Source organism: Micromonospora sp. NPDC049497 (genome assembly GCF_044465805.1).
In the GTDB taxonomy this organism is placed as follows: Bacteria; Actinomycetota; Actinomycetes; order Mycobacteriales; family Micromonosporaceae; genus Micromonospora.
Window position 1 is genome coordinate 60,759 of record NZ_JBITMC010000007.1, and the last position, 23,783, is coordinate 84,541.

The window sequence follows — 23,783 nt, forward strand, 5'->3', positions numbered from 1 at the left end:
TCCTTTTCAACAGTTGCTTAGGCGGGAGCCCTGGTCCTTCAGGGCCGGAGGAACGCTCTTGCGGACGGGGATGTTTCTGGTTTTCGATGTACTCCTTGACCACGGCGAGTGGTGCGTCGCCGCAGGACCCGGCGAAGTACGACGGGGACCACAGGTCCACGCCCCACAGGTCCCGGCGCAGGTGCGGTTCGTGCTCCTGGCGCAGTCGGGCCGATACGCCTTTGAGGCTGTTGACCGGTTTCGACAGTGCGACGGCCGGCGGGTACTGCACGAGCAGGTGGACGTGGTCGTCCTCGTCGTTGAACTCGCGCAGCTCCGCGCGGAAGTCGGTGCAGACGTCGACCATGATCTGTTGGCAGCGAGTGAGGATCGCCGCGGGTGAGCGCGCCCCGCCGGTACTTCCTGGTGAGGACCAAGTGGGCATGCAGGTTGTGGACGACTGAGCGACCTCGGCGAACATCCGGGTTGGGGGTCCATCTGGGTGACATAGGCCAGCGCTACGGTGGTCGTGTGAAGCTGGTCGTGCAGGTGAAGCTGCTGCCGACGCCCGGGCAGGCGTCGGCGTTGGAGGCGACCCTGCGCGCGTGCAATGCAGCGGCGTCCGACGTGGCGGTCGTGGCCCGGGAGACCGGGGTGTACCGGAACTACGACCTGCGTAAGCAGGTCTACGCCGGGATCAAGGCTGACTACGCCCTGGGTGCCCAGGCGGCTCAGCATGTGATCAAGAAGGTTTCCGACGCCTACGCCACGTTGAAGGCGAACTTGCGGGCTGGCAACTACGGCAAGCCCGGCTCGAAGCGACGCCGCAAGGTCGAGACCAACGCGGTCGTGTTCCGCTGGAACGCGGCCCAGCCCTATGACGCTCGGATGCTGTCCTGGCAGGCCGATGCCCGGACCGTGTCCATCTGGAGCACGCACGGCCGGCTCAAGGGCGTCGCCTATACCGGGTCCGCCGACCAGCTCAAGGCGATCGCCACCAGCAAGACCGGCGAGTCGGACCTGATCTTCCGGGACGGCATGTGGTTCCTGTACGCCACCGTCGAGGTGGTCGAACCTGAGCTGATCGACCCGTGCGGCTTCCTCGGCGTGGACATGGGCATCGTCAACATCGCGTACGACTCCGACGGCACTGGCTACGCCGGTGACCGGCTCAACGGCTACCGTCGGCGGCAGCTGCGGCTGCGCAAGCGGTTGCAGGAGAAGGGCACTAAGTCGGCTCGGCGGCTGCTGGCCCGGCGTAACAAGAAGGAAGCGCGGCACGCCGCGAATGTGAACCACTGCATCGCCAAGACCATCGTGACCGAGGCTGTACGCACCGGTCGCGGCATCGCCGTAGAGGAACTGACGGGGATCCGCGAACGGGTCCGGCTCCGCAAGCCCCAACGGGTCACACTGCACTCGTGGTCGTTCCACCAGCTCGGCAGCTTCCTGGACTACAAGGCCCGCCGAGCAGGTGTACCGCTGGTCCAGGTCGACCCGCGGTACACCTCCCAGACCTGCCACGGCTGCGGGCACCGCGACAAGCGGAACCGGCCGGACCAGGAAACCTTTCACTGTCGGTCGTGCGGGGTCGTTGCCCACGCCGATCACAACGCGGCCCTCAACATCGCCCAGCGCGGCGTCGAGGGTTGGGGCGCAGTCAACCGTCCGCACGCGGCATCACCCTGCATCCAGTAGGGGGACTGACCTGCAAGCCTGCCCATTCATAGGCGGGTAGTTGACACGAGGTACTGACTGAGATCGCGCTTGAGGAACCTGCCGTGCCCGGCCGCGCCGTGGAAGGCGTTGTCGTCGACCACGACCCGGCCACGGGAAAGCACGGTGGAGACCTTTCCGGTCAGCTCCATGCCCTCGTACGCGGAATAGTCCACGTTCATGTGGTGCGTGCTGGCCGATATGGTCTGCCGGGCCGTGGGGTCGTACACCGTGATGTCCGCGTCGGCGCCCGGCGCGATGACGCCCTTACGCGGGTAGAGCCCGAACATCCTGGCGGGCGTGGTCGAGCTGATCTCCACCCAGCGCGGCAGGGTGATCTCGCCTTTCACGACGCCCTGATAGAGCAGGTCCATCCGGTGCTCGACGCCGGGCATCCCGTTCGGGATCTTGGAGAAGTCTCCCCGGCCCAGCTCCTTCTGGTCCTTGAAGCAGAAGGGGCAGTGGTCGGTGGAGACCAGCGACAGGTCGTTGGTGCGCAGGCCCCGCCACAGTTCCGCCTGGTGCTCCTTCGGGCGCAGCGGGGGAGAGGCGACGTACTTCGCGCCCTCGAAGTCGGGCCTGGCCAGATCCTCCAGCGACAGGAACAGGTACTGCGGGCAGGTCTCGGCGAACACGTTCTGCCCGGTGTCGCGGGCCTGGGTGACCGCGTCCAGGGCGTGCGCGGCGGACAGGTGCACGATGTACAGCGGCGCGCCGGTGACCTTGGCCAGCGCGATCGCCCGCGAGGTCGCCTCGCCCTCCAGCTCGGGTGGCCGGGTCAGGCCGTGCTGCACCGGGTCCGTCTGACCGTTGGCCAGCGCCTGGAGGACGAGCTGGTCGATGGCGATGCCGTTCTCCGCGTGCATCATGATCATCGACCCGGTGTCCCGGGCCTTCTGCATCGCCCGCAGGATTTCCCCGTCGGTGGCGTAGAAGACCCCCGGATAGGCCATGAACATCTTGAACGTGTTGACGCCCGCGTCGATGCAGGCCTCCATCTCCTTCAGGGAGGTGTCGTTGACGTCCGAGACGATCATGTGGAACCCGTAGTCGATCGCGCAGTTGCCGTCGGCCTTGCTGTGCCACTTGTCCAGCGCGGACAGCACGGACGTGCCCTTGCCCTGTACGGCGAAGTCGACGATGGTCGTCGTGCCGCCCCAGGCTGCCGCGATCGTCCCGGTCTCGAAATTGTCCGCCGAGAACGTGCCGCCGAACGGCATCTCCATGTGGGTGTGGCCGTCGATGCCGCCCGGCACCACGTACTTCCCGGCGGCGTCGATCACGCGCTCGGCCCCAGCCCCCCACTGCTCGGCCAGACCCGAGTCGGGCGCGGCGAGCGCCGCTATCCGCTCGCCCTCGACCAGGACGTCCGCCGGGTACGCCCCGGTAGCGTTGACGACTGTTCCGTTGCGGATGACGATGCTCACGGCTTCACCAGCGATTCGTACGTGTCCGGACGGCGGTCGCGGTAGAAGGCCCACAGGTCGCGGACCTCGGCCAGCTTGTCCATGTCGAGGTCGCGGACGACGACCTCATCCTCGGTGTCCGAGGCGGCGTCGCCGACCAGTTGCCCGCGCGGGTCGACGAAGTACGACTGGCCGTAGAAGTCGTTGTCGCCCAGCGGCTCCACACCGACCCGGTTGATGGCGCCGACGTAGTACTCGTTCGCCACCGCCGCCGCCGGCTGCTCCAGCCGCCACAGGTACTCCGACAGGCCGCGGCTGGTCGCCGACGGGTTGAAAACGATCTTCGCGCCGGCCAGGCCGAGCGCCCGCCAGCCCTCGGGGAAGTGCCGCTCGTAGCAGATGTAGACGCCGATGCGCCCCACGGCGGTGTCGAACACCGGATAGCCGAGGTTTCCCGGCCGGAAGTAGAACTTCTCCCAGAACCCCTTCACCTGCGGAATGTGGTTCTTCCGGTGCTTGCCGAGGTAGGTGCCGTCGGCGTCGATCACCGCGGCGGTGTTGTAGTAGACACCGGGCTGCTCCTGCTCGTACATCGGCACGATCAGGACCACGCCGTGCTGCTCGGCGACCTCGCGCATCAGCGCCGTCGTCGGCCCGTCCGGGATCGCCTCCGTGTACGAGTAGTAGTCCGCGTCCTGGATCTGGCAGAAGTACGGGCCGTAGAACAACTCCTGCAGGCAGACCACCTGTGCGCCCTGCGAAGCGGCGCTGCGAATGGCCTCGACCGCGTTGGCGATCATCGACTCCTTGTCGCCGGTCCACTTCTGCTGCACCAGCCCGGCTCGGACGATGTTGCTCATACGTTCTCCCCCTTTTCGTGGCTGGCGCGCGGCATCGACAGCGCCAGGTAGACGAGGAACCCGGCGATCAGACCGACCACCCAGCTGTAGTCGTAGAGCGGCTTGAGAACCGGGATGAGCCCGTCGGACGGGAACGGCCCCTTGCCGGGGGCGGAGTAGGCGCCACCCACCGCGAGGACCGCGCCGACGACGGTGGCGACGAGCGCCGCCCAGTTCCAGCCGCCCGAGAACCAGTACCTGCCCTCGGGGCGGTAGAGGGCCGGCAGTTGGAGGCGGGTGCGGTGGCGGAGCCAGTACCCAGCGATGAGGACGCCGGCGACCGCGCCGAGCAGGCCGCCGTAGAAGCCGAGCCAGACGAAGATGTAGATGTTGGGGTCCTGCACGAGCCGCCACGGCTGGATCAGGATGCCGAGCACGCCGGTGATCAGGCCGCCGGTCCGGAAACTCACCAGTCGGGGCGCGGCGTTGGAGAAGTCGTACGCCGGGCTGACCGTGTTCGCCGCGACGTTCACCGACAGCGTGGCGACCACGACCGTGAACAGCCCGAGCGCGACGACCAGCGGGTTCTCGAACTTCGCGGCCAGCTGGATGGGGTCCCAGATGGCCTCGCCGTAGATGACGGCCGTGCCGGAGGTGATCAGGATCGACAGGATGGCGAAGAACGACATCGTGGTGGGCAGCCCGAGAATCTGCCCGTACGCCTGCTGCCGCTGGCTGCCACCGAAGCGGGTGAAGTCGGGGATGTTCAGCGAGAGAGTCGCCCAGAAGGCGATCATCCCCATCAGTGACGGGGCGAACAGCTTCCAGAAGTCGGCGCCCCAGCCCAGCTTCGACGGCTCGGACAGGATCGGGCCGAGCCCGCCCGCCTCGACCATCACCCAGATCAGCAGGGCGACGGCGACCACGATGACGAACGGTGCGGCCCAGTTCTCGAAGCGCCGCAGGGTGTCCATGCCCCGCCAGATGATCGCCATCTCGATCGCCCAGAACAGGAAGAACGAGGCCCACAGCGTCCACGGATAGTCCATCACCACCGCCGCGTCGACCCACCAGGAGCCCAGCAGCTTGCCGGCAATCGCGTAGATCGCCTCGCCGCCGATCCAGGTCTGGATGCCGAACCAGCCGCAGGCGATGAAGGCGCGCAGCAGGGCCGGGAGGTTGGCGCCGCGGACCCCGTAGAACGCGCGGGCGAAGACCGGGAAGGGGATGCCGTACTTCGTGCCCGCGTGGCTGTTCAACAGCATCGGGATCAGGACGAGCAGATTGCCCAGCGTGATCGTGAGGAATGCCTGCACCCAGTTCATGCCGAGCTGGATGAGCCCGGCGGCGAGCAGATAGGTGGGGATGTTGTGCGCCATGCCGATCCACAGCGCCGCGAAGTTGTACGTGTTCCAGGTGCGCTTCTCGATGGGGACCGGGGCGAGCTCTTCGTTGAAGTATCGGCTGTCGCGGATCGTCGAGAAGTCACGCAACTCGACTCGGCCATCCGGATGGGTGATCTGTGTGCCCGGCTCGGCCGCGGTGGTTTCGGCGGGGGGCAGGGGTTCAACGGCCATCGGTCACCTCCCTGTCACGCTGCCGCAACAGCGGCCGGCCAACCGGCGCGTGCTGCGGGTGGGGGCGGATCAGCACGATCTTTATCTCGGAATGGTGGGTGTCCCGGACCCGCCACGGGCAGCGGCAAAGTGTCCACGCTTGCCATGATCGGGGCACACTCTGTCCACGGGCATGCCCGCACGGAGCCGTCAATCGCCGCGGTGGCTGGATTCGGGTCTCCTGCCGGACCCTTGACCCGTCACGCCTCGTCGAGTTCGTGCACCAGCAGCGCCACGTACAACGACAACATCGACTCCGGGTCCTCCAGCGACACCCCGAGCACCTGCGCGATCCGCGACAGCTGCTGGTAGTAGGCCGTCCGTGACAGGTGCGCCACGGCGGCCGCCGCCGACTTGTTCCCGCCCTGCTCGCAGAAGCAGCGCAGCAGCTCCACCAGCCGGCTGCCCTGGCTGTCATCGCGGACCAAAAGGGGCCCGAGCTCCCGGTCGGCGAACGCCCGGACCCGCTCGTCCTCGCGCAGCAGGTGCAGCAGGCCGCGCAGTCGCACGTCATCCAAGCGGTGGTAGAGCTGGGTGCCGGTGGAGCGCAGCGCGGCACCGGCGACGTGCGCAGCCTCCCCCAGACTGCGCCGCACGTCCGACACGTGCGACACCGTCGTCCCGACGGCCACCACCACCGCACTGGCCGTCGAGCGGTGGACTTCTCTGGCCAACCGCCGCAGGATCGCGTCGACATCCGCCTGCGCCGGCAACGACAACAACGCGCGCACGCTGGTGTCGTCCACGACGCCCACCAACGCCGGCACGCTCACCCGCCGCGCGGCCAATGCGGTGGCCTCCGCGAGGTCCCGCAACACCTCCTGCGTGGCCAGTGCGGGGGCGCGCGGCGTGATGCTCCCCGGCCGGATCGCCACTCCGACCAGTTTCCGCCGCTCCAGCGCAACGCCCAACGCGGCCGCCCGGGTGGTCAGATCAGGAGGCGGCAGGGCCTGGCCGAGCAGTTGCGCGAGCAACATCCGGTGCGTCTGCCGCTCCAGGCTCTCCCGATCCCGCGCCACGAGCCGGTGCACCGCCAGTGCCGACGCGGCCCGCTCCGCGACCACCACATGCCGGTGCGGGGGAGGGGCCGGCGAGAGCAGCACCAGTCGTCCCCAGTCGGCGCCCTGCGCGCCGACGGCGGTGATCAGCCAGCCGGCTTCCTCGTCGTAGGCGGTCCGTTGGGAGACCGCCACGGATCGGGATCGCTGCCCCCAGTCGGTCAGCAGCTCGATCGGGTCCTGCCCGGCCGCGTCGTACGCGAGCACGTCGTGCCCCAGCGTCTCCAGGACGACCGGCAGCCCGGAGATCCTCGCGACCTCGCGCAACACCTCGGCCGGCTCCGCCCCGGCCACCGTGAGCGCGGTGAACGTCTCGTGCACCTGCTCAGCCGCCCGCAGCTCGGCGAGCTGCGCGTCCACGATCAACGCCACGACCGCCTCCGTGACGGACACGAACTGGGTCTCCCGCGCCAGCGTGATCAATGGCAGCCGGTGTCGTTCCGCAGCCGCCACCAGCGCCTCCGGCAGGTGGTCGCTCCAGCGCCGGACCAGCTCCACCACGAGCCCCGCCGCGCCGACCGCGGCCAGGTCGTCCACGTACGTCGTCAGCGCCGTCTCCTCGTCCGGCAGCGCGATGCCGGTGGTCAGCACGAGTTCGCCGCCGCGCAGCAGATGAGCGATGTCGGCGACCTCCGCCGCATGGACCCAGCGGACAGGCCCCGGCAAGCCGGCGGATCCGGCGACGACGCGGGGCCTGGCGCGCCGGATCACGGGCAGCGCCATGGCTTCGGCGACCGTGGGGTACATGCGGCCTCCCGTGCGGGGGATGCACACAACGTAGTGCCAGCGATGGCGACCCGTACAGGTTGTCGGTGGCGGCGAACACCGAAGTCTCGGGACACTCGGCTCAGTCACGAGATACGGAGGACGCGATGGCGCATCGGGAGTTGCTGCATCGACACCGGTCCGTGCTGCCGAAGTGGCTGGCCCTCTACTACGAGGAGCCGATCGAGATCGCCAGCGCGCACGGTCGCCGGGTGACCGATCGCGAGGGCCGCACGTACCTCGACTTCTTCGGCGGCATTCTCACCAACTCGGTCGGCTACGACGTGGCCGAGATCAGCGACGCGGTCCGCTCGCAGATCGACACCGGCGTGCTGCACTCCTCGACGCTGTACCTGATCGAGTCGCAGGTCGAGCTCGCCGAGAAGATCGCGGACCTCTCCGGGATCCCGGACGCGAAGGTGTTCTTCACGAACTCCGGTACCGAGGCCAACGAGACCGCGTTGATGCTCGCCACGCAGTACCGGCGCAGCGGGCAGGTGCTCGCGCTGCGCAACTCGTACCACGGGCGCGCGTTCGCCACCGTCGCGATCACCGGCATCCGCGGCTGGTCGGCCAGTGAGCTCAGCCCGATCAAGGTGAGCTGGGTGCACGGTGGCTACCGGTACCGCAGCCCCTTCAAGGACCTGTCGGACGCCGATTACGTCAAAGCGTGCGTCGCCGACCTGCGCGAGGTGATCGAGACCGCGACCGCCGGCGACGTGGCGTGCATGATCGTCGAGCCGATCCAGGGCGTGGGCGGCTTCGCCTCCCCGCCCGACGGCCTGTTCCGCGAGTTCAAAAAGGTGCTCGACGAGTACGGCATCCTGTTCGTCTCCGACGAGGTCCAGACCGGTTGGGGCCGTACCGGCGAGCACTTCTGGGGCATCCAGGCGCACGACGTCGTGCCGGACGCGATGACCTTCGCCAAGGGACTCGGCAATGGTCTGGCGATCGGCGGGGTCGTCGCGCGCGCGGAACTCATGGACTGCCTGCAGGCCAACTCGATCTCCACCTTCGGCGGCAACCCGATCTCCACCGCCGGGGCCCTGGCCACCCTCAACTACCTGCTGGATCACGACCTGCAGGCGAACGCCGCGAAGCTGGGCAACCGCCTCATCCACGGCCTGCGCTCGGTCGCCGCGACGCACCCGGTGGTCGGCGACGTACGCGGCAAGGGCCTGATGATCGCCCTCGAGTTGGTCGGCCCGGCCGGCGAACCCAACCCCGCGGCCGCGACCGCCCTGTTGGAGGAGACCCGCAGGCATGGACTGCTGGTCGGCAAGGGCGGCCTGTACGGCAACGTGATCCGGCTGGCGCCCCCGATGACGCTGACCGAGGACGAGGCCGAGGAGGCGCTGGGAATTCTGTCCGAGGCTATCGAGGCGGTGTCGGCATGAGGATCACTCACCGGATCGGCGGCAAGGCCTGGACCGGTGTCGCGCAGCGCGCGGGTGAGGTGTACGACCCGGCAACCGGTCAGGTCCGCGGACGGGTCGACTTCGCCAGCGCCGCGGACGTCGACGAGGCGGTCGACGCCGCCCGCGAGGCCTTCGCCCGCTGGCGCCACGCCTCCCTCGCCCACCGCGCGAACGTGATGTTCTCGTTCCGCGAACTGCTCAACGCCCGGAAGTCCGACCTCGCCGAGATTGTCACCGCCGAGCACGGCAAGGTGCTCTCCGACGCGGCGGGCGAGATACAGCGTGCGCTGGAGGCGGTGGAGTTCGCGTGCGGCATCCCGCAGTTGCTCAAGGGCGGGTTCAGCGAGAACGCCTCGACCAAGGTGGACGTGTACTCGATCCAGCAGCCGCTCGGTGTGGTCGGGGTGATCTCCCCGTTCAACTTCCCGGCGATGGTGCCGCTGTGGTTCGTGCCCAACGCCATCGCCTGCGGCAACACCGTGGTGCTGAAGCCGAGCGAGAAGGACCCCTCCGCGGCGAACTTCCTGGCGGAGCTCTTCGCCGAGGCCGGGCTACCGGATGGCGTGTTCAACGTCGTGCACGGCGACAAGGAGGCGGTCGACCGGATCCTCGAGCATCCGGAGGTCAAGGCGGTCTCGTTCGTCGGGTCGACGCCGATCGCCCGGTACGTCTACGAGACCGGAACGCGTAACGGCAAGCGGGTGCAGGCGCTCGGCGGCGCGAAGAACCACATGGTCGTGCTGCCCGACGCCGACCTCGACCTCGCCGCGGACGCCGCCGTCTCGGCCGGTTTCGGCTCGGCCGGTGAGCGCTGCATGGCGATCTCCGTCGTCGTGGCGGTGGATCCGGTCGGTGACGAGCTGGTTGGCAAGATCAGCGAGCGGATCGCCGAACTGCATGTCGGCGACGGTCGCCGCCCGGGCTGCGAGATGGGACCGTTGGTCACCGGGGCGCACCGCGACAGGGTGCGGTCATATCTGGACGCCGGCCGGTCCGCGGGCGCGAAGCTGGTGGTCGACGGACGCGGTCATTCGATCGACGGTGACGACACCGGCTTCTGGCTGGGGCCGACCCTCTTCGACCACGTCGACGTGGACATGTCCATCTACACCGACGAGATCTTCGGTCCGGTGCTCTCGGTGGTACGGGTCCCGAGCTACGACGCGGCGGTCGACGTGGTGAACGCCAACCCGTACGGGAACGGCACCGCCATCTTCACCAACGACGGCGGCGCCGCGCGGCGGTACCAGAGTGAGATCGAGGTCGGCATGGTCGGCGTCAACGTGGCGATCCCGGTTCCGGTCTCGTACTACTCGTTCGGGGGGTGGAAGGACTCACTGTTCGGTGACTCGCACGCGTACGGGCCGCACGGTGTGCACTTCTTCACCAGGGCCAAGGTGGTCACCAGCAGGTGGCTCGATCCGTCCCACGGCGGCGTGAACCTCGGCTTCCCACAGAACAGCTGAGCAACTGGTCGGCCGGTAGCAAGACCAATGCAGCGATCGACGCGCACGCCGATCAACATCTTCCGGACGTCCGACGGTCACGTCGCCGCCCTGACCTACGGGGTAACCGACTGGGCGAGAAACGTGCTGGCCGCCGGCAGCTGTGAGCTGGAGATCCGCGGCCGGCGCGGGCCCCTCACCAGTCCCGCCTCGTTGCTGCGCCGTGAGCTGACCCGGGCCGGGGAGACGGTGCTCAGCACGAGGTTCCGGGCCTGTTCGGACGCCGCCCGTAGCGCCTCGCTGGTACGACGGGCCGCGCCATGACCGTCGGCCAGTCCCGGGGCGGCACCTCGGGCGGACTACCAGTAGTTGGGCTGGTCCAGCGGACCGCGCTCCGGCCGCGGTGCTGTGAACAATGTAACCAACATGGGGCTAGACGCCGGTGAATCTTGTTAGGATTCCGCATTTCTTCATGCCGCCACCCTTGAAGAAGGGGTCCGTCCAAATGCATATCGTGGACACCGCGCGCTATCCACTGGCCGACCTGGGAAGCGACGCATGGGAACGCGTCGTTTCCCGAACGCGCACCGAACTGAGCGAACTCGGGTGCAGCGTGCTGCCGGGGTTCATTCTGCCGAGCAGCTGGGAGGCGCTGCGGCGGGAAGGCGCCGGGGTCGCCCCGCTGGCGTACTACGACGTTGAGGAGACCAACGTCTACAACATCGCGTTCGACGACAACCTGCCGGCCGAGCACCCGGGCCGCATCGTCATGCAGCGCGGCAACGCGTTCGTCCCGCGCGACCGGATCCCCACCGACAGCGTCATCCACCGGCTCTACACCGACCCGTCGTTCGTGCGCTTCGTCGCCGCCTGCTTCGAACTCCCGGAGCTGCACGAGCTCGCCGACCCGCTGTCCGGCCTGGTGCTCAACGTCGTGCAGCCCGGCATGGAGCACCCGTGGCACTTCGACACCAACGAGTTCACCGTCAGCATGCTGACCCAGGAGCCGGAGGAGGGCGGCGTCTTCGAGTACTGCCCGAACATCCGTTCGGCGGGCGCGGAGAACTTCGGCGCCGTACGTGCGGTGCTCACCGGCGCCGACCGCTCGCCGGTGCGGGCCCTGACCCTGCGCCCCGGTGACCTCCAGCTGTTCAAGGGCCGGTACGCGCTGCACCGGGTGAGTGCGGTGCGCGGCGCCACCGCCCGGCACTCAGCGATCTTCGCCTACTCCGAACGCCCCGGCGTGATGGGCAGCGTCGCCCGTACGCGGCAGCTGTTCGGCCGGGTCCTGCCCGCGCACCTCGACGCCGAGCGCAATGCCGTGCGAGTCGACCAGTTGCTGGATTAGTAATCGCGAGGAGCCGCCCCCGTGCGTTTCGATCGGACCGGAAAAGTTTCCCTCGACGGCATCTACACGCAACCCGATCCCCGCGCCTATTTCACCACCCTGCGCGAGCTCGACTATTACATTCCCCAACTCGCCAAGCCCTATTTCCAGCAAATCATCGGGCAGTACCGCCAATCGCGGCAGGTGGCCGTACCGACCGTCATCGACATCGGCTGCTCCTACGGCGTCAACGCGGCGCTGCTGCGCTGCGACGCCACCATGAACGACCTGTACGACCGCTACGCCGGCGCCGAGGGCACCCGGCAGGCGCTGCTGGAGCGCGATCGCGAGCTGGTCCGGGCGCACCGGTCCCCGGCCCGGTTCGTGGGGCTGGACGTGTCCCGGCCGGCGCTCGGGTACGCATCGGCGGCCGGGTTCCTCGACGACGCCGTGCAGGCCGACCTGGAGGCGCGCGAACCCACGGCGCGGCAGCGCGCCCTGTTCGCCGGTGCCGATATCGTGATCTCCACCGGATGCCTCGGCTACGTCACCGGCCGGACGCTCGTGCGCGTAGTCGACTCCCGCCGGGACGGGCTGCCGTGGATGGCGCATTTCGCACTGCGGATGTTCCCGTTCGAACCGATCGCCGACAGCCTCGCGGCTCTCGGTTACGAGACGGTGCTGGTGGACGGGACGTTCCGGCAGCGCCGTTTCGCCTCCGACCGGGAACAACGGCAGGTGCTGGAGACGATGTCCGCCGCCGGCGTTGATTCGGAGGGTCTGGAGACCAACGGCTGGTTGTACGCTCAGCTCTACGTTTCCCGGCCCATCGGCACTCCAGACCCCTTGACCTTTGACGTTGACCAGTCACTGACCCAGAAGGCCGCCCGATGAGCAGCGAATTCCAGGAGACCGAGTGAGCACGTTCGAAAATGAGGACAACTTGCCGCGGGTGCCGTTGCCCGCGCTGGAGGACACCTGCGCCCGGTTCCTCGAGTGGTCTGCGCCGCTGCTGACGGAGGAGGAGTTCGCCGACACCGAGGCCGCGGTGCAGGAGTTCGGGCGGGCCGACGGTCCGGGGCCGAAGCTGCACGCCGATCTGGTGCGGTACAACGCGGATCCGGCCACGCACAGCTGGTTGGACACGTTCTGGCCGGCGCGCTATCTCGGTCGCCGGGACCGGATCGCGTTGAACGCCAACTTCATCTTCCTGTTCCGCGACACGCCGTTGCGCGGGTTCGCCGAGCCGCAGGTGGAGCGCGCGGCGAGGCTCATCGCAGCCGCCGTGAACTACAAGACCCAGCTCGACGACGAGCGCATCCCGCCGATCGTGACGCGCGGGCAGCCGTTGTCGATGGAGCAGAACAAGTTCCTGTTCTCGACCACCCGCATCCCGGGGCCGGTGCAGGACACGGTCCGAGCGCCGTACAGCGACGAGATGCCGGGCCCGTCGACGGCGCGGCACATCGTGGTGTTCCAGCGCGGCAACGCGTTCCGGATGGACGCGGTCGGTCCGGACGGGCGCCCGTACTCCCTCGACGACCTGGCGGCCGGCCTGCGTGAGGTGCAGAAGGTCGGTGCCGCGCGGGCCACGACGCCCACCGCGGCCGGTCATCTCACCACGATGGCCCGGGCCGAGTGGGCGGCGGCCAGGGACCGGCTGGCGGCACTGGATCCCGGTAACGCCGCGGCGCTGGACACCATCGAGACGGCGCTGTTCTGCGTGTGCCTGGAGGATCTGACGCCGGCCGACGACCTGGCGGCCTGCGACCAGTTGCTGCACGGCGACAGCGGCAACCGGTGGTTCGACAAGGCGGTGTCGCTCATCGTGTTCGCCGACGGCACGGCCGGCATCAACGTCGAGCACTGCGGGCTGGACGGCACCACCATCCTCAGCTTCGTCGACACGATGCTCGCCGCGTCGCCCGAGGAGCACGCCGCGCAGTCGGGTGCGGTGGCGCAGGGGGTGCCGGCGATCGAGCCGGTCACGTTCGTGCTCGACGACGCGCTGCGGGCCGACATCGCCGCCGCGGCACGGTCGTTCGCTCAATACGGTGCGGACACCGCCACCGTGACCCTGTCCTTCGACGAGTTCGGGGTGGACGAGGTCAAGCGGCTGCGGATGTCGCCGGACGCGTTCGTGCAGGTGGCATACCAGCTCGCGCACAAGCGGGCCAAGGGGTTCATCGGCGCCACGTACGAGTCCATCGCCACCCGCCAGTACCTCCGGGGGCGGACCGAAGCGATGCGCGTCGTCACCCCCGAGGTGCTGCGATTCGTATCCACGATGGACGACGCCGCCGCGTCGTGCGACGAGCGGCGGGCGGCGTTCCGGGCCGCGGCCGACAAGCATGTCGAACGGGCGAAGCAGTGCCAGGCCGGTGCGGCACCCGAGCAGCACCTGTGGGAGCTGCAGCTGATCCAGAAGCGGCGCGGGGCGGCGCTCGGCGTGCCCGAGTCGTCCCGACTGTACGAGACGCCGGGGTGGCTCAAGATGCGCGACGACTACCTGAGCACCAGCTCGGCGCCGTCGACCAGCATCCGCTACTTCGGGTTCGGGGCCACCAGCAGTCGCTGCATCGGGATCGCGTACGTGCTCCTGCCGGACCGGTTCAACCTGTATCTCAGCACCCCACGCCCGGTCGCCGACATGATGTACACGTTTGCCGATCGGCTCCGCGAAGCGTTGCGTGAGCTGCGCGACCTGCTCGACGAGCGGTAGTCCAGGTGCGGGTCCGCCGCCGCCGCGCGATTTCCGCGACCTGGTGGTCGTCGTGGCGGCGGACCCGCCATCAGCTACCGCAAGGTAGGGGCGCTCGATACGAGCGAAGCGGACCAAGGGTGTGAACCATCGCATGTAGCCAGTTCACCATCGGTTCATCACGGTCCCTATCGGACGCTGACTGTGATCTTGTCGAAATCGGGTGCCGCCGAGTCCGGGTTGAACATCTTCAGCGTGTTGGGCCCGGGCCGGAGAGACATCGTCACGATCATCGTGCCGACGCTGCTCCAGCCGCCCGTACCCGGAAAGGTCAGGGTGATCGGCGGCTCGCCGTTCACGCTGATCTTCCCCACTCGTGGGGCCTCACCGTTGACGTAGGCGATCGTCACGGTGGCCAAGCCCCCCGTTCGGGCGGTCACGCCGTTGAACTGCAGCGTCCCCATGTCGCGGCCGATGTTTCCCACCTTCTTGTCGCCGGAGCAGCCGTAGCAGGTGTAGATCCGGGTGTTCGCCAGGCCGTTCGCCGACGACTCGGCCTCATACGACGTCACGACCGGCGGTGCGGCCGGGGCGGTGGGCCGCCGGGTGACGGGCGGCGCCGGGGGCGGCGGGGGCGGTGCTGCCGGCTGGGTTTTCGCGGATCCGACGCGCACATCCTCGGCCGGGCCGACCGGCGTGGCACGGGGCGGCACCGGCGCACTGGAGGGGTCGTAACCCTGCCCCTCCGTCACCGGCGATCCGGGGACGCCGGTCACAACGCCGGTCGCGGGAGAACGACCGACCGCGGTCGACTGCCCGAGGTCGAGGTCCAATTCGACCGCCGCCAGTACCAGCACGACGGTCAGGTAACCGACTCCCACCACCGTCAGCAGGCGGAGCGGCCCGATCCGCCACATGCCGTCAGGGTCGATTCCATGACGTGGGCTCACCCTCGCGCTCCCCTTCGCGCCGAGTTGCCCGGCGCCGGGTGACCGGAGCCGGGTGAGGTGCCACGCGATTGTATCGGCGTGAAACGATTTTGACCGCCGTCACATGCGTTGTTGAGCAGGCACGGATCGTGCTGAGCGAAGGTGACAGAGCACCGGCGACTCAGGGATCTGGCCCAGGGTCGGCCAGGCTCTTGGAACCGCAGACTCCGGCAAGGAGCCGATCAGCCACGACAGCACCTGCGCCGGTCCTCGACCCAAGTCGGTTCCACGCCGTGATTCCCCGCGCGGCGGTCAGCTGGGCTGGTGGTCACTCCTGAAGTGACGCGATCACCTCGACAAGGACGTCGGGTGCCTCCCAGTTGAGCAGGTGTCCGGCGTCGGGGACGGTCACCAGCCGCGCTCCGGGCACACCGGCGGCGAGCCGGTGTGAGTGGCTCGGGGGCGTCGAGCGGTCCGCCGAGCCCACCACGACAACGGTCGGTACGGTGACCTCGCTCAGCCGGGGGTAGTGGTCCTCCCGGCTGAAGGCCCGCACGATCGGGATGAGCGGCTGGTGGCTCTGACGGACGAAAACGTCCCGGAATACGGAGATCATGGCCGGCGACGGCCGGGTGCCGCACTGCGCGGCTCCGAACAGCACACCGCCGGTACGAGTACGCGCGAGCCGCTGCAGGACACCGGTTTCCAGCAGCGGAATCTGCAGCCGATTCTGCGGTGCCTGGTCGAGGATGCGGCCCGCCCAGGTAGCGAACAGCACCAGACCGCGCAGGCGCCGGGCCAGCTCGGGGTGGTCGAGTACGGCACGGATCGCGATGAACCCGCCCATCGAGTGGCCGACCAGCACGCCGTCCCGCACGTCGAAGTGCTCCAGAATGGCGGCGTAGTCCGCCGCCATGGGTTTCGAGCCGGTACCGGTGGAACCGAGCGTCGAGCGCTCGTGGCCGCGCTGGTCGAAGGCGATGACCCGGTGACCGCGGGCGACCAGGGTGTCCCACACCACGTTCCACTCCAGCGCCGAGGCCGCATATCCGTGCGCGAGCACGACCGGCGGGCCTTCCCCGGCCACGATCGCGCGCAGCACCGTTCCGTCCGGACGCGGGACGAGCACCTCCTCGCCCTGCGGCTCACGAGCGAGCCGTTCGTACGGCAAGGGGTCCGGGTTGCGTTCGATCCTGGCGACCGCCGCCCGCGCCGCCGCGATGGTCGCGGCACCGAGCAGCGCGACGGCCGTGCCGCCCAGGATCCAGGCGCGGCGCATGCTCACCGCCGCCGGAACTGGAGCGGCAGGCTCTCGGGTCCGTGGATGGCGGTGGGCGGACGCCAGGTCACGGGGCCGGCTATGGACGGCGGCGCCAGTTGGCTGCTGAGCGCGATCAGCGACTCAGCCATCTCGACGCGGGCGGTCGGTGCGCCGATGCAGTAGTGCGCTCCACCGCCGAAGGTCAGGTGCGGCACCTGCCGGTGGATCGTGATGTCGAAACGGTCGTCGTCGTCGACGGCGCGCGGGTCGCGGCTGGCGGCGTGCGTGCCGAGCAGCAGGAAGGTGCCCACCGGGACGTGGACACCGTGCAGGTCGAGGTCCTCGGCGGCGAACCGGAGGATCGTCGGTACCGCCGGCGCCCACCGCATGACCTCCTCCACGGCCTGTGGCGCAAGCTCCGGGCGATCTGCGAGCAGCCGCCACTGGTCGGGGTACTCGCTGAACGTCGCCAGCGCCTGACCGAGCTGGTTACGGGTCGTGTCGTGCGCGGCGAACACGAGGGTCAGGGCGAGGTTGCGCAGTTCTTCGGTGCTGAGCCGGTCCCCGCTCTCCTCGGCGGCGATGAGCGCCGACAGGAGGTCGTCCTGCGGCTCGGCGCGGCGCTGCTCGATCAGTGAGTCGACGTACGCCCGCAGCCCCACGACGGCCTTCTCCACCCGTGTACGCAGCTGCGGCAGGGTGAAGCTGTAGACGAGTCCGACATCTGTCGACCAGCGGCGGAACAACTCGTAGTCGGTTGGTGGGACGCCGAGCAGCGCGCACATCACCCGCACCGGCATCGGGTCGGCGAAATCTGCCATGAATTCGCATTCGCCCCGCTCGGCGATCGCGGTGGTCAGACTCGTCGCGGTGTCACGCATGAATGGCCGGAGGCCCTCGATCATCCGTGGCGAGAACGCCTTGCCGACCAGTCGCCGCAGACGCAGATGCTCGGCGCCTCGCTGGTGCAGGATCATCGGCACGAACCAGTCGTACAGCGGTCCGTCGGAAATGCCCATCAGCTCCAGGTAGCGCTCGCCGCTCTGCGTCAGCCGGGGGTCGCGGAGCAGTTGGTGCATCTCGGCATGGCGCAGCACGATGAGTCCCATCGGCGTCATGGCACACCAGTGGGCCTCGCGCGCCGCGGCGACCGCGGGGGAGTCGAACCGAAAGTCCGGCGCGGTGATGTCGAGGAACGGAAGATCCACGGCGGGGGTCGTCGTCATCGTCACTCCTGACCGAATGATCTAGGTGCATGAACCGATGCGTGGTCACGGTAGCCACACCACCTCCTGAGCGACACCCCATGTAATCAACGTCCCACTATGTGTCACGCCCGCTAGTGGGACCGGATCACCGATTTTGCGCGTGCAACGGCGCGCTTCAGCCCAACGGCGAGATGTAGATCTCGCCCGTGGGCAACGTCCAGAAACCGAGCGGCGCTTGCTTCCGTTGGGGCGCGAACGTAGCTTGGCATGACATACCGACCGGTCGGTACGCCTAGCCCACGGGTCGCCACGTCGATCTGCGGCACGGACTTGTCGCTGTGCACATCCAGGTATCCGCAAACCGAGACAATCGAGGGACCGCCGAGATGAAGCGCATCAACCGTCAACTGCTCCTGGCTGCGCGTCCCATGGGGCTGCCCACGTCAACCGACTGGGAACTGCTCGAGGTGCCGGTGGGCGAGCCCGGCGAGGATGAGTTCCTCGTGCAGGTGCTGTACCTCTCACTCGACCCGGCGATGCGCGGCTGGATGAACGCGGCCAGGTCGTACATCCGGCCGGTGGAGATCGGCGAGGTGATGCGCGCCGGTGCGGTGGGCCGGGTCATTGCCTCGCGGCACCCTGGGTTCGCGGTCGGCGACCACGTGTCCGGGGCGTTCGGCGTCCAGGAGTATTGCGTGTCGGACGGGCGCGACGTCACCATCGTGGACCCTGCGCTCGCACCGCTGCCGGTCTATCTCGGCACCCTCGGCATGACCGGATTCACCGCCTACTTCGGCCTGCTCGACGTCGGCCGCCCGCAGCCTGGGCAGACCGTCGTGGTCTCCGCAGCGGCCGGCGCGGTCGGCAGTGTGGTCGGCCAGATCGCCAAGCTCCTGGGCTGTCGGGTCATCGGCATTGCCGGCGGCGAGCACAAGTGCCGATTGGTGGTGAACGAGTTCGGGTTCGATGCGGCGATCGACTATCGGTCCGAGGATGTGCAGAAGGCTCTACGCCAGCACGCCCCGGACGGGGTGGACGTGTTCTTCGACAACGTCGGCGGCGACATCCTCGACGCGGTGCTGACCCGGCTGGCCCGAGGTGCCCGAATCGTCATCTGCGGTGCCATCTCCCAGTACAACAACACCGAGCCGGTCAAGGGCCCGAGCAACTACATGTCGCTGCTGGTGAACCGCGCCTCCATGACGGGGATGGTCGTTTTCGACTACGCCGATCGGTACCCCGAGGCCGTCGCGAAGCTGGCCGAGTGGTTGGCGGCCGGACAGTTGCGGTCGATGGAGGACGTGGTTCCCGGTGGGGTGAGCGCGTTTCCCGAGACGTTGCTCCGGCTGTTCCGCGGCGAGAACCTCGGCAAGCTGGTGCTCCAGGTCGCGGACGCGTAAAGGATGCCAGCGATGGATCTGAGCGACGCCGGTGTCGTCGTCACCGGAGCCGGATCGGGAATCGGCGCGCGCATCGACGAGGCCCGGCGCCGGGTGAACTGACCCGATCACCGACGAGACGGCCGTCGGCCGCTGTCGGGCAACGTCATGATCAACGGCATCCCGGTGCGTGTCGAGCCCGCTTGACGCGCGTACGCTGGCGCACCGGGCCGGCCGGCGGCCCGGAAGGGAAGGGCGACGGTGGGTCGTACGGTCGGCGGCGAGGCACTGCCGCAGCGGCTGCTGGCGGTCGCCACCCGGCTGTTCGCGGAGAAGGGCTTCGAGAAGACCTCGGTCCAGGAGATCGTGGAGGCGGCCGGGGTCACCAAGGGCGCGATGTACCACTACTTCGCCGCCAAGGACGACCTGCTCCAGGAGATCTACCAGCGGCTCCTGCGCATGCAGCGCGAACGCCTGGAAACCATCATGGCCAGTCCGCAGCCGGTGGCGCGGCGCCTGCACGCCGCCGCCGCCGACGTGGTGGTCACCGCGATCGCCAACCTCGACGACGCCACCATCTTCCTGCAGTCGATGCATCTGCTCACCGCCGACCGCCAGCGCGCGGTGCGGGCGTCCCGCCGCGAGTATCACGAGCGCTTCCGCTCGCTGGTCGAGGAGGGCCAGGGCGCGGGGCCGTTCCGCCGTGACGTGCCGGCGGACCTGGTGGTCGACTACTTCTTCGGCGCGGTGCACCATCTGGGCGCGTGGTTCCGCAGCGACGGCCGGCTCACCCCGGAGCAGGTCGGCGACCACTTCGCCGACCTGCTCCTGGCATCGCTGCGTCCCGAACCGGCCCGCTGACCGTGGTCGCCAGGTGACAGCCGGAGGCGTTACTGCATGGCGGGACGGTACGGCGTTTCCGGGGCCTGCCACCCAGGCGACGATGCGTAGCTCGCCGTGACGGCCGACGGACACCCCGGTCGGTTCGTGAGCCGGGTCGAGCCGCGGCCTCGACCTCGTCGCTGTGGCGGATCGAGACCTCAGAAGAGCGCGGCGAGGAGCTTCGTCCGGGTGTCCGCGGGGTCGACCACGTCGTCGAGTTCGAAGCTCGCGGCGGCCGAGAGCGCCTTGCCGCGGGCGTAGGCGAGCGCCACCAACTCGTCGTACCGGCGCTGGCGCTCGACGTCGACGGCGATGGCCGCCAGCTCCCGGCGGTGCGCGAGCCGCACCGCCCCCTCCAGACCCATCGCGCCGACCTCGGCGGTCGGCCAGGCGAGGGTGAGGCGGGACTCGTGGAAGCTTCCGCCGGCCATCGCCATGGCGCCGAGGCCGTACGCCTTACGCAGCACCACCGTCACCAGTGGGGTGCGCAGCGACGCGCCGGCCGTGAAGAGCTCCCCGACCGCCCGCACCAGCCCGGTTCGCTCCGCGTCCGGACCCACCATGATCCCCGGGGTGTCACAGAGGCTCACCACGGGCAGGCCGAGGCGGTCGCAGAGCCGCAGGAAGTGGGCCGCCTTGCCGGCGGCGGTGGCGTCGATCGCGCCGGCCCGGTGCAGCGGGTTGTTGGCGATCACGCCGACCGGATGCCCGCCGAGGCGGGCAAATGCGGTCACCAGGGACCGACCGTGCCGCTCCCGGAGTTCGAGAACCGAATCCACGTCGAACAGCAGGCGCATGACCCCGCGTACGTCGTAGGCGCGGCGGCGGTTCTCCGGCATGACGCGGCGCAGCCGGCGCTGGTCCTCGTGGCGTCCGTTCACCGGTTGCCCGTTCGCGTAGCCGAGCACCCGCCGGGCCAGGCGCACGGCGTCGGCGTCGTCCGCCGCGCGGATGTCGACGGCGCCGCTGGCCAGGTGGACGTCGAGCGGGCCGACGTCCTGCGGTGCGACCGCACCCAGCCCGGCCGCCTCCACCATCGCCGGTCCACCCATGCCGATGCTGGCGCCCGCGACGCCGATGGTGACGTCGCACATGCCCAGCAGGGCGGCGTTGCCGGCGAAGCAGAAGCCGGCCGCGATCCCGACCCGCAGCGAGCGCAGCCGAGCCAGCGACGCGAAGGTCGTCAGCTCCAGGCCCGCTACGGTCGGATGATCGGTGTCGCTGGGACGGCCACCCCCACCTTCGGTGAAGATGACGACGGGCAGGTCCTCCCGCGCGGCGATCTCGAAGAGCCGATCGGTCTTGCGGTGACCGGTCAGCCCCTGGGTGCCGGCGAGCACGGTGTAGTCGTACGCGATCGCGCCGACGCGGGCACCGCCGACCCGGCCGACCCCGACGATCACGCCGTCGGCGGGGGTCGCCTCGGTGAGTTCCGCGAGCGGCCGGCGGGAGCGCTGCGCCGCCACGGCCAGGCCGCCGTACTCCAGCCAGGTGCCCTCGTCGAGCAGGTCGGCAAGGTTTTCCCGTACGGTCCGTCGCCCCGCCGCGTGTCGCCTCGCGGTCGCGTCGGCGCGGGCCGCATCGAGCAGCCCGGCCTGGCGCTCCAGCACCTCGGCCAGCTCGGCGGGGACCGGGTCTCCGCCCGCGGCGGCCTCCCCGGTGGACGGCTCGTCACCGCTCACGTCGCACGCTCCCGTCCGGCTCGCCTCATCGCGGGAGCCGACCGGATCACCTGGCTGTCCCGGGAGTCCCGCGGCCGGTGCAGGTACTCCAGAGCTCGCGCCTCCGGTTCGAGGTCCTGCACCGGTCTGCCCATTGACGCACATGCCGGCGGCTCGCTACCGTCGCCGGACGCCGAACATACCGACTAGTCGGTACGGCGTCCAGAGAACGTGACCGAGCAAACGTGAGGGGTCCGGGTGAGCCCCGTCATGCCGTGATGTCCACGGGCGTAGGCGTAGACGGCTATCACTCGCTCGATGTACCGCGACTCGCCGCCACAGGAGGAGCAGCATGAGCTTCAACCTCGCCACCATCCTCCGGGAGCCACGCCGGGAGCAGCCGGACAAGCCGCTCTGCCACGTCAACGACCTGACGTTCAGCTACGCCCAGGTCGACGAGCTCTCCGGGCGGGGTGCCGGGCGGCCGGCCTGTTGCGGGTCGGCGTCACCGGACCGCCATCTGCCCTGCCCAGCGTGACTGTCCTTCGTCCGATCCCATACCGCGCGTTCTCCCGACGCCGCGTCCTCATCGGAGGTGAAGATGAGCCACCCACCATCCGGCACCCCCGGTGACGGCTTCGACCTGTCGCTGCACCACGTCGGCGTGCGCTTCGGCGGGCTCGTCGCGCTCGACGACGTCTCCCTGCGGGTACCCGCCGGCCGGATCGTCGGCGTGATCGGCCCCAACGGCGCCGGGAAGACGACGTTGTTCAACGTGGTCTGCGGCTTCGTCGCGCCGACCAGCGGATCGCTCACCCTGGACGGCCGACCGTTCCGGCCGCGCCCGCACCGGTTGACCCGTTTCGGCATCGCCCGCACGCTCCAGAGCGTCGGCCTGTTCCCGGGTCTCACCGTCCTGGAGAACGTGATGGCCGGCGCGAGCCACGCCGCCCGCGCCGGCTTCGCCGCGGCCCTGTTCGGCCTCCCGAGGAGTGACCGCGACGAACGGCGGCTGCGGGAACGGGCCCTGGACCTGCTGGCCGAGCTGGGCGTTGCGCAGCACGCCGCCGCGGCCCCCGCCACCCTGCCGTACGCCGTGCGCAAACGCGTCGCGCTGGCCCGTGCCCTGATCGCCCGACCTCGCCTGCTCCTGCTCGACGAACCGGCCGGTGGGCTGGGCGCCGACGACATCGCCGAGCTCGGTGAGCTCATCGCCGCGCTGCCGGGCCGCGCGGACGGCGCGTGCTCGATCATGCTCGTCGAGCACCACATGGACCTCGTCATGTCCGTCTGCGACGAGATCGTGGTGCTCGACTTCGGCAAGGTCATCGCCGCCGGGCCGCCCGGTCACGTGCGCGACGACCCGAAGGTGACCGAGGCCTATCTCGGCGCCGACGTCCCGACCGAGGTGACCGGGACCGCGCCGAGCCGGGGGGCCGGGTCATGAGCGCCGACCCCATCCTCCAGGTCGACGGCCTCAGCGCCGGCTACGGCCTGGTGCCGGTACTGCGGGAGGTCACGCTCAGCGTGCCTACCGGGACCATCGCCGCTGTGCTCGGGGCCAACGGCGCCGGCAAGACCACCCTGCTGCGCACGCTCTCCGGCCTGCTCCGGCCCACCGGCGGCCGGGTCATCTTCGACGGCGTCGACCTGCGCGGCGTCCGCGTCGAAGGCCTCGTCCGACGCGGCCTGGCACACGTGCCCGAGGGGCGCGGCATCGTCGCCGAACTGACCGTCGACGAGAACCTGCGCCTCGGCGGGCTGTGGCGCCGGGACCGGGCCGACGCCCGGCGGGCGCAGGACGAGGTGTACGAGCTGTTCGAGCCGTTGGCCCGGCGGCGCCGGCACGCGGGGCACCAGCTCTCCGGCGGGGAGCGGCAGATGCTCGCCCTCGGGCGGGCGCTGATCGGGCGCCCGAGGCTGCTGCTGCTGGACGAGCCGTCGCTCGGGCTCGCCCCCCGGGTGACCGCGCAGATCATGGCGCTGCTGCGTCAGCTCTGCGAGAGCAAGGGGTTGACGGTTCTGCTCGTCGAGCAGAACGTGCGCAGCGCCCTCTCCGTCGCCGACCAGGGGGTCGTCATGTCCCTCGGGCGGGTGGTCATGGCCACCGGGGCGGCGCAGTTGCGCGACGACGAGAAGCTCCGCCACGCGTACCTCGGGTTCTGACAAACCCCCTTTCAGGAAGGATCCCGC

General features: G+C 69.6%; 20 protein-coding genes and 1 pseudogene. 12 read left to right on the top strand and 9 right to left on the bottom strand.

The window, feature by feature from the left end:
- Window positions 1-67: 67 nt before the first annotated feature.
- Window positions 68-488, bottom strand: a pseudogene (gene tnpA, locus ACIBR0_RS12680) (IS200/IS605 family transposase); the annotation flags it as partial.
- A 22-nt stretch (window positions 489-510) separates the two neighbouring features.
- Here tnpA and ACIBR0_RS12685 point away from each other — a divergent pair.
- Entirely contained in the window at window positions 511-1,677 is a 1,167-nt protein-coding gene (locus tag ACIBR0_RS12685; protein WP_396715008.1) for an RNA-guided endonuclease InsQ/TnpB family protein, read from the top strand.
- Window positions 1,678-1,703: 26 nt separating this feature from the next.
- Here the strand turns inward: ACIBR0_RS12685 and hydA are convergent, their stop codons facing one another.
- The 4 genes from hydA to ACIBR0_RS12705 all read right to left on the bottom strand — a co-directional run bounded on the left by hydA (window position 1,704) and on the right by ACIBR0_RS12705 (window position 7,361).
- Window positions 1,704-3,122 carry a dihydropyrimidinase gene (gene hydA, locus ACIBR0_RS12690; protein WP_396715010.1) on the bottom strand — a complete coding sequence of 473 codons (1,419 nt, stop codon included), beginning with the start codon at window positions 3,120-3,122 and terminating at the stop codon, window positions 1,704-1,706.
- A complete protein-coding gene (locus ACIBR0_RS12695) occupies window positions 3,119-3,961 on the bottom strand; it encodes a nitrilase-related carbon-nitrogen hydrolase (protein WP_396715012.1) in 843 nt (280 codons plus the stop codon). The genes hydA and ACIBR0_RS12695 overlap by 4 nt, the downstream gene beginning before the upstream one ends.
- Window positions 3,958-5,517: an NCS1 family nucleobase:cation symporter-1 gene (locus ACIBR0_RS12700; protein ID WP_396715014.1), complete on the bottom strand. Its 1,560-nt coding sequence runs from the start codon at window positions 5,515-5,517 to the stop codon at window positions 3,958-3,960. The genes ACIBR0_RS12695 and ACIBR0_RS12700 overlap by 4 nt, the downstream gene beginning before the upstream one ends.
- 239 nt (window positions 5,518-5,756) lie before the next feature.
- Window positions 5,757-7,361, bottom strand: a complete 1,605-nt coding sequence (locus tag ACIBR0_RS12705; RefSeq protein WP_396715016.1) for a PucR family transcriptional regulator — start codon at window positions 7,359-7,361, stop codon at window positions 5,757-5,759.
- Window positions 7,362-7,486: 125 nt separating this feature from the next.
- Between ACIBR0_RS12705 and ACIBR0_RS12710 the strand changes: the two genes are divergently transcribed.
- The 6 genes from ACIBR0_RS12710 to ACIBR0_RS12735 all read left to right on the top strand — a co-directional run bounded on the left by ACIBR0_RS12710 (window position 7,487) and on the right by ACIBR0_RS12735 (window position 14,291).
- Entirely contained in the window at window positions 7,487-8,776 is a 1,290-nt protein-coding gene (locus ACIBR0_RS12710; RefSeq protein WP_396715018.1) for an aspartate aminotransferase family protein, read from the top strand.
- Entirely contained in the window at window positions 8,773-10,263 is a 1,491-nt protein-coding gene (locus ACIBR0_RS12715; RefSeq protein WP_396715020.1) for a CoA-acylating methylmalonate-semialdehyde dehydrogenase, read from the top strand. Before ACIBR0_RS12710 ends, ACIBR0_RS12715 begins: the two co-directional genes overlap by 4 nt.
- A gap of 27 nt (window positions 10,264-10,290) precedes the next feature.
- Window positions 10,291-10,566, top strand: coding sequence for a hypothetical protein (locus ACIBR0_RS12720; protein ID WP_396715022.1), 276 nt, complete (start codon window positions 10,291-10,293; stop codon window positions 10,564-10,566).
- A gap of 181 nt (window positions 10,567-10,747) precedes the next feature.
- Window positions 10,748-11,590: an arpA protein gene (locus ACIBR0_RS12725; RefSeq protein ID WP_396715024.1), complete on the top strand. Its 843-nt coding sequence runs from the start codon at window positions 10,748-10,750 to the stop codon at window positions 11,588-11,590.
- Between the two features lie 21 nt (window positions 11,591-11,611).
- A complete protein-coding gene (locus ACIBR0_RS12730) occupies window positions 11,612-12,463 on the top strand; it encodes a hypothetical protein (RefSeq protein WP_396715026.1) in 852 nt (283 codons plus the stop codon).
- 22 nt (window positions 12,464-12,485) lie between these two features.
- Window positions 12,486-14,291 carry a choline/carnitine O-acyltransferase gene (locus tag ACIBR0_RS12735; protein WP_396715028.1) on the top strand — a complete coding sequence of 602 codons (1,806 nt, stop codon included), beginning with the start codon at window positions 12,486-12,488 and terminating at the stop codon, window positions 14,289-14,291.
- Between the two features lie 167 nt (window positions 14,292-14,458).
- Here the strand turns inward: ACIBR0_RS12735 and ACIBR0_RS12740 are convergent, their stop codons facing one another.
- The 3 genes from ACIBR0_RS12740 to ACIBR0_RS12750 all read right to left on the bottom strand — a co-directional run bounded on the left by ACIBR0_RS12740 (window position 14,459) and on the right by ACIBR0_RS12750 (window position 17,686).
- Complete coding sequence (locus tag ACIBR0_RS12740; RefSeq protein ID WP_396715030.1) at window positions 14,459-15,187, bottom strand: hypothetical protein; 729 nt, start codon at window positions 15,185-15,187, stop codon at window positions 14,459-14,461.
- 340 nt (window positions 15,188-15,527) lie between these two features.
- Window positions 15,528-16,478: an alpha/beta fold hydrolase gene (locus ACIBR0_RS12745; protein WP_396715336.1), complete on the bottom strand. Its 951-nt coding sequence runs from the start codon at window positions 16,476-16,478 to the stop codon at window positions 15,528-15,530.
- Window positions 16,479-16,480: 2 nt separating this feature from the next.
- Window positions 16,481-17,686 carry a cytochrome P450 gene (locus ACIBR0_RS12750; RefSeq protein ID WP_396715032.1) on the bottom strand — a complete coding sequence of 402 codons (1,206 nt, stop codon included), beginning with the start codon at window positions 17,684-17,686 and terminating at the stop codon, window positions 16,481-16,483.
- Between the two features lie 368 nt (window positions 17,687-18,054).
- On the opposite strand from ACIBR0_RS12750, the gene ACIBR0_RS12755 reads away from it, so the two are divergent.
- A complete protein-coding gene (locus ACIBR0_RS12755; protein ID WP_396715034.1) occupies window positions 18,055-19,068 on the top strand; it encodes an NADP-dependent oxidoreductase in 1,014 nt (337 codons plus the stop codon).
- Window positions 19,069-19,308: 240 nt separating this feature from the next.
- Window positions 19,309-19,908: a TetR/AcrR family transcriptional regulator gene (locus ACIBR0_RS12760; protein WP_396715036.1), complete on the top strand. Its 600-nt coding sequence runs from the start codon at window positions 19,309-19,311 to the stop codon at window positions 19,906-19,908.
- A gap of 179 nt (window positions 19,909-20,087) precedes the next feature.
- On the opposite strand, the gene ACIBR0_RS12765 is transcribed toward ACIBR0_RS12760, so the two are convergent.
- The gene (locus ACIBR0_RS12765) at window positions 20,088-21,611 is read right to left on the bottom strand and encodes an acyl-CoA carboxylase subunit beta (RefSeq protein ID WP_396715038.1); all 1,524 of its coding nucleotides are present in this window, start codon (window positions 21,609-21,611) and stop codon (window positions 20,088-20,090) included.
- 331 nt (window positions 21,612-21,942) lie between these two features.
- Between ACIBR0_RS12765 and ACIBR0_RS12770 the strand changes: the two genes are divergently transcribed.
- The 3 genes from ACIBR0_RS12770 to ACIBR0_RS12780 all read left to right on the top strand — a co-directional run bounded on the left by ACIBR0_RS12770 (window position 21,943) and on the right by ACIBR0_RS12780 (window position 23,756).
- The gene (locus ACIBR0_RS12770; protein ID WP_396715040.1) at window positions 21,943-22,128 is read left to right on the top strand and encodes a hypothetical protein; all 186 of its coding nucleotides are present in this window, start codon (window positions 21,943-21,945) and stop codon (window positions 22,126-22,128) included.
- Between the two features lie 63 nt (window positions 22,129-22,191).
- Window positions 22,192-23,037, top strand: a complete 846-nt coding sequence (locus ACIBR0_RS12775) for an ABC transporter ATP-binding protein (protein WP_396715042.1) — start codon at window positions 22,192-22,194, stop codon at window positions 23,035-23,037.
- Complete coding sequence (locus ACIBR0_RS12780) at window positions 23,034-23,756, top strand: ABC transporter ATP-binding protein (protein ID WP_396715043.1); 723 nt, start codon at window positions 23,034-23,036, stop codon at window positions 23,754-23,756. The genes ACIBR0_RS12775 and ACIBR0_RS12780 overlap by 4 nt, the downstream gene beginning before the upstream one ends.
- Window positions 23,757-23,783 lie beyond the last annotated feature (27 nt).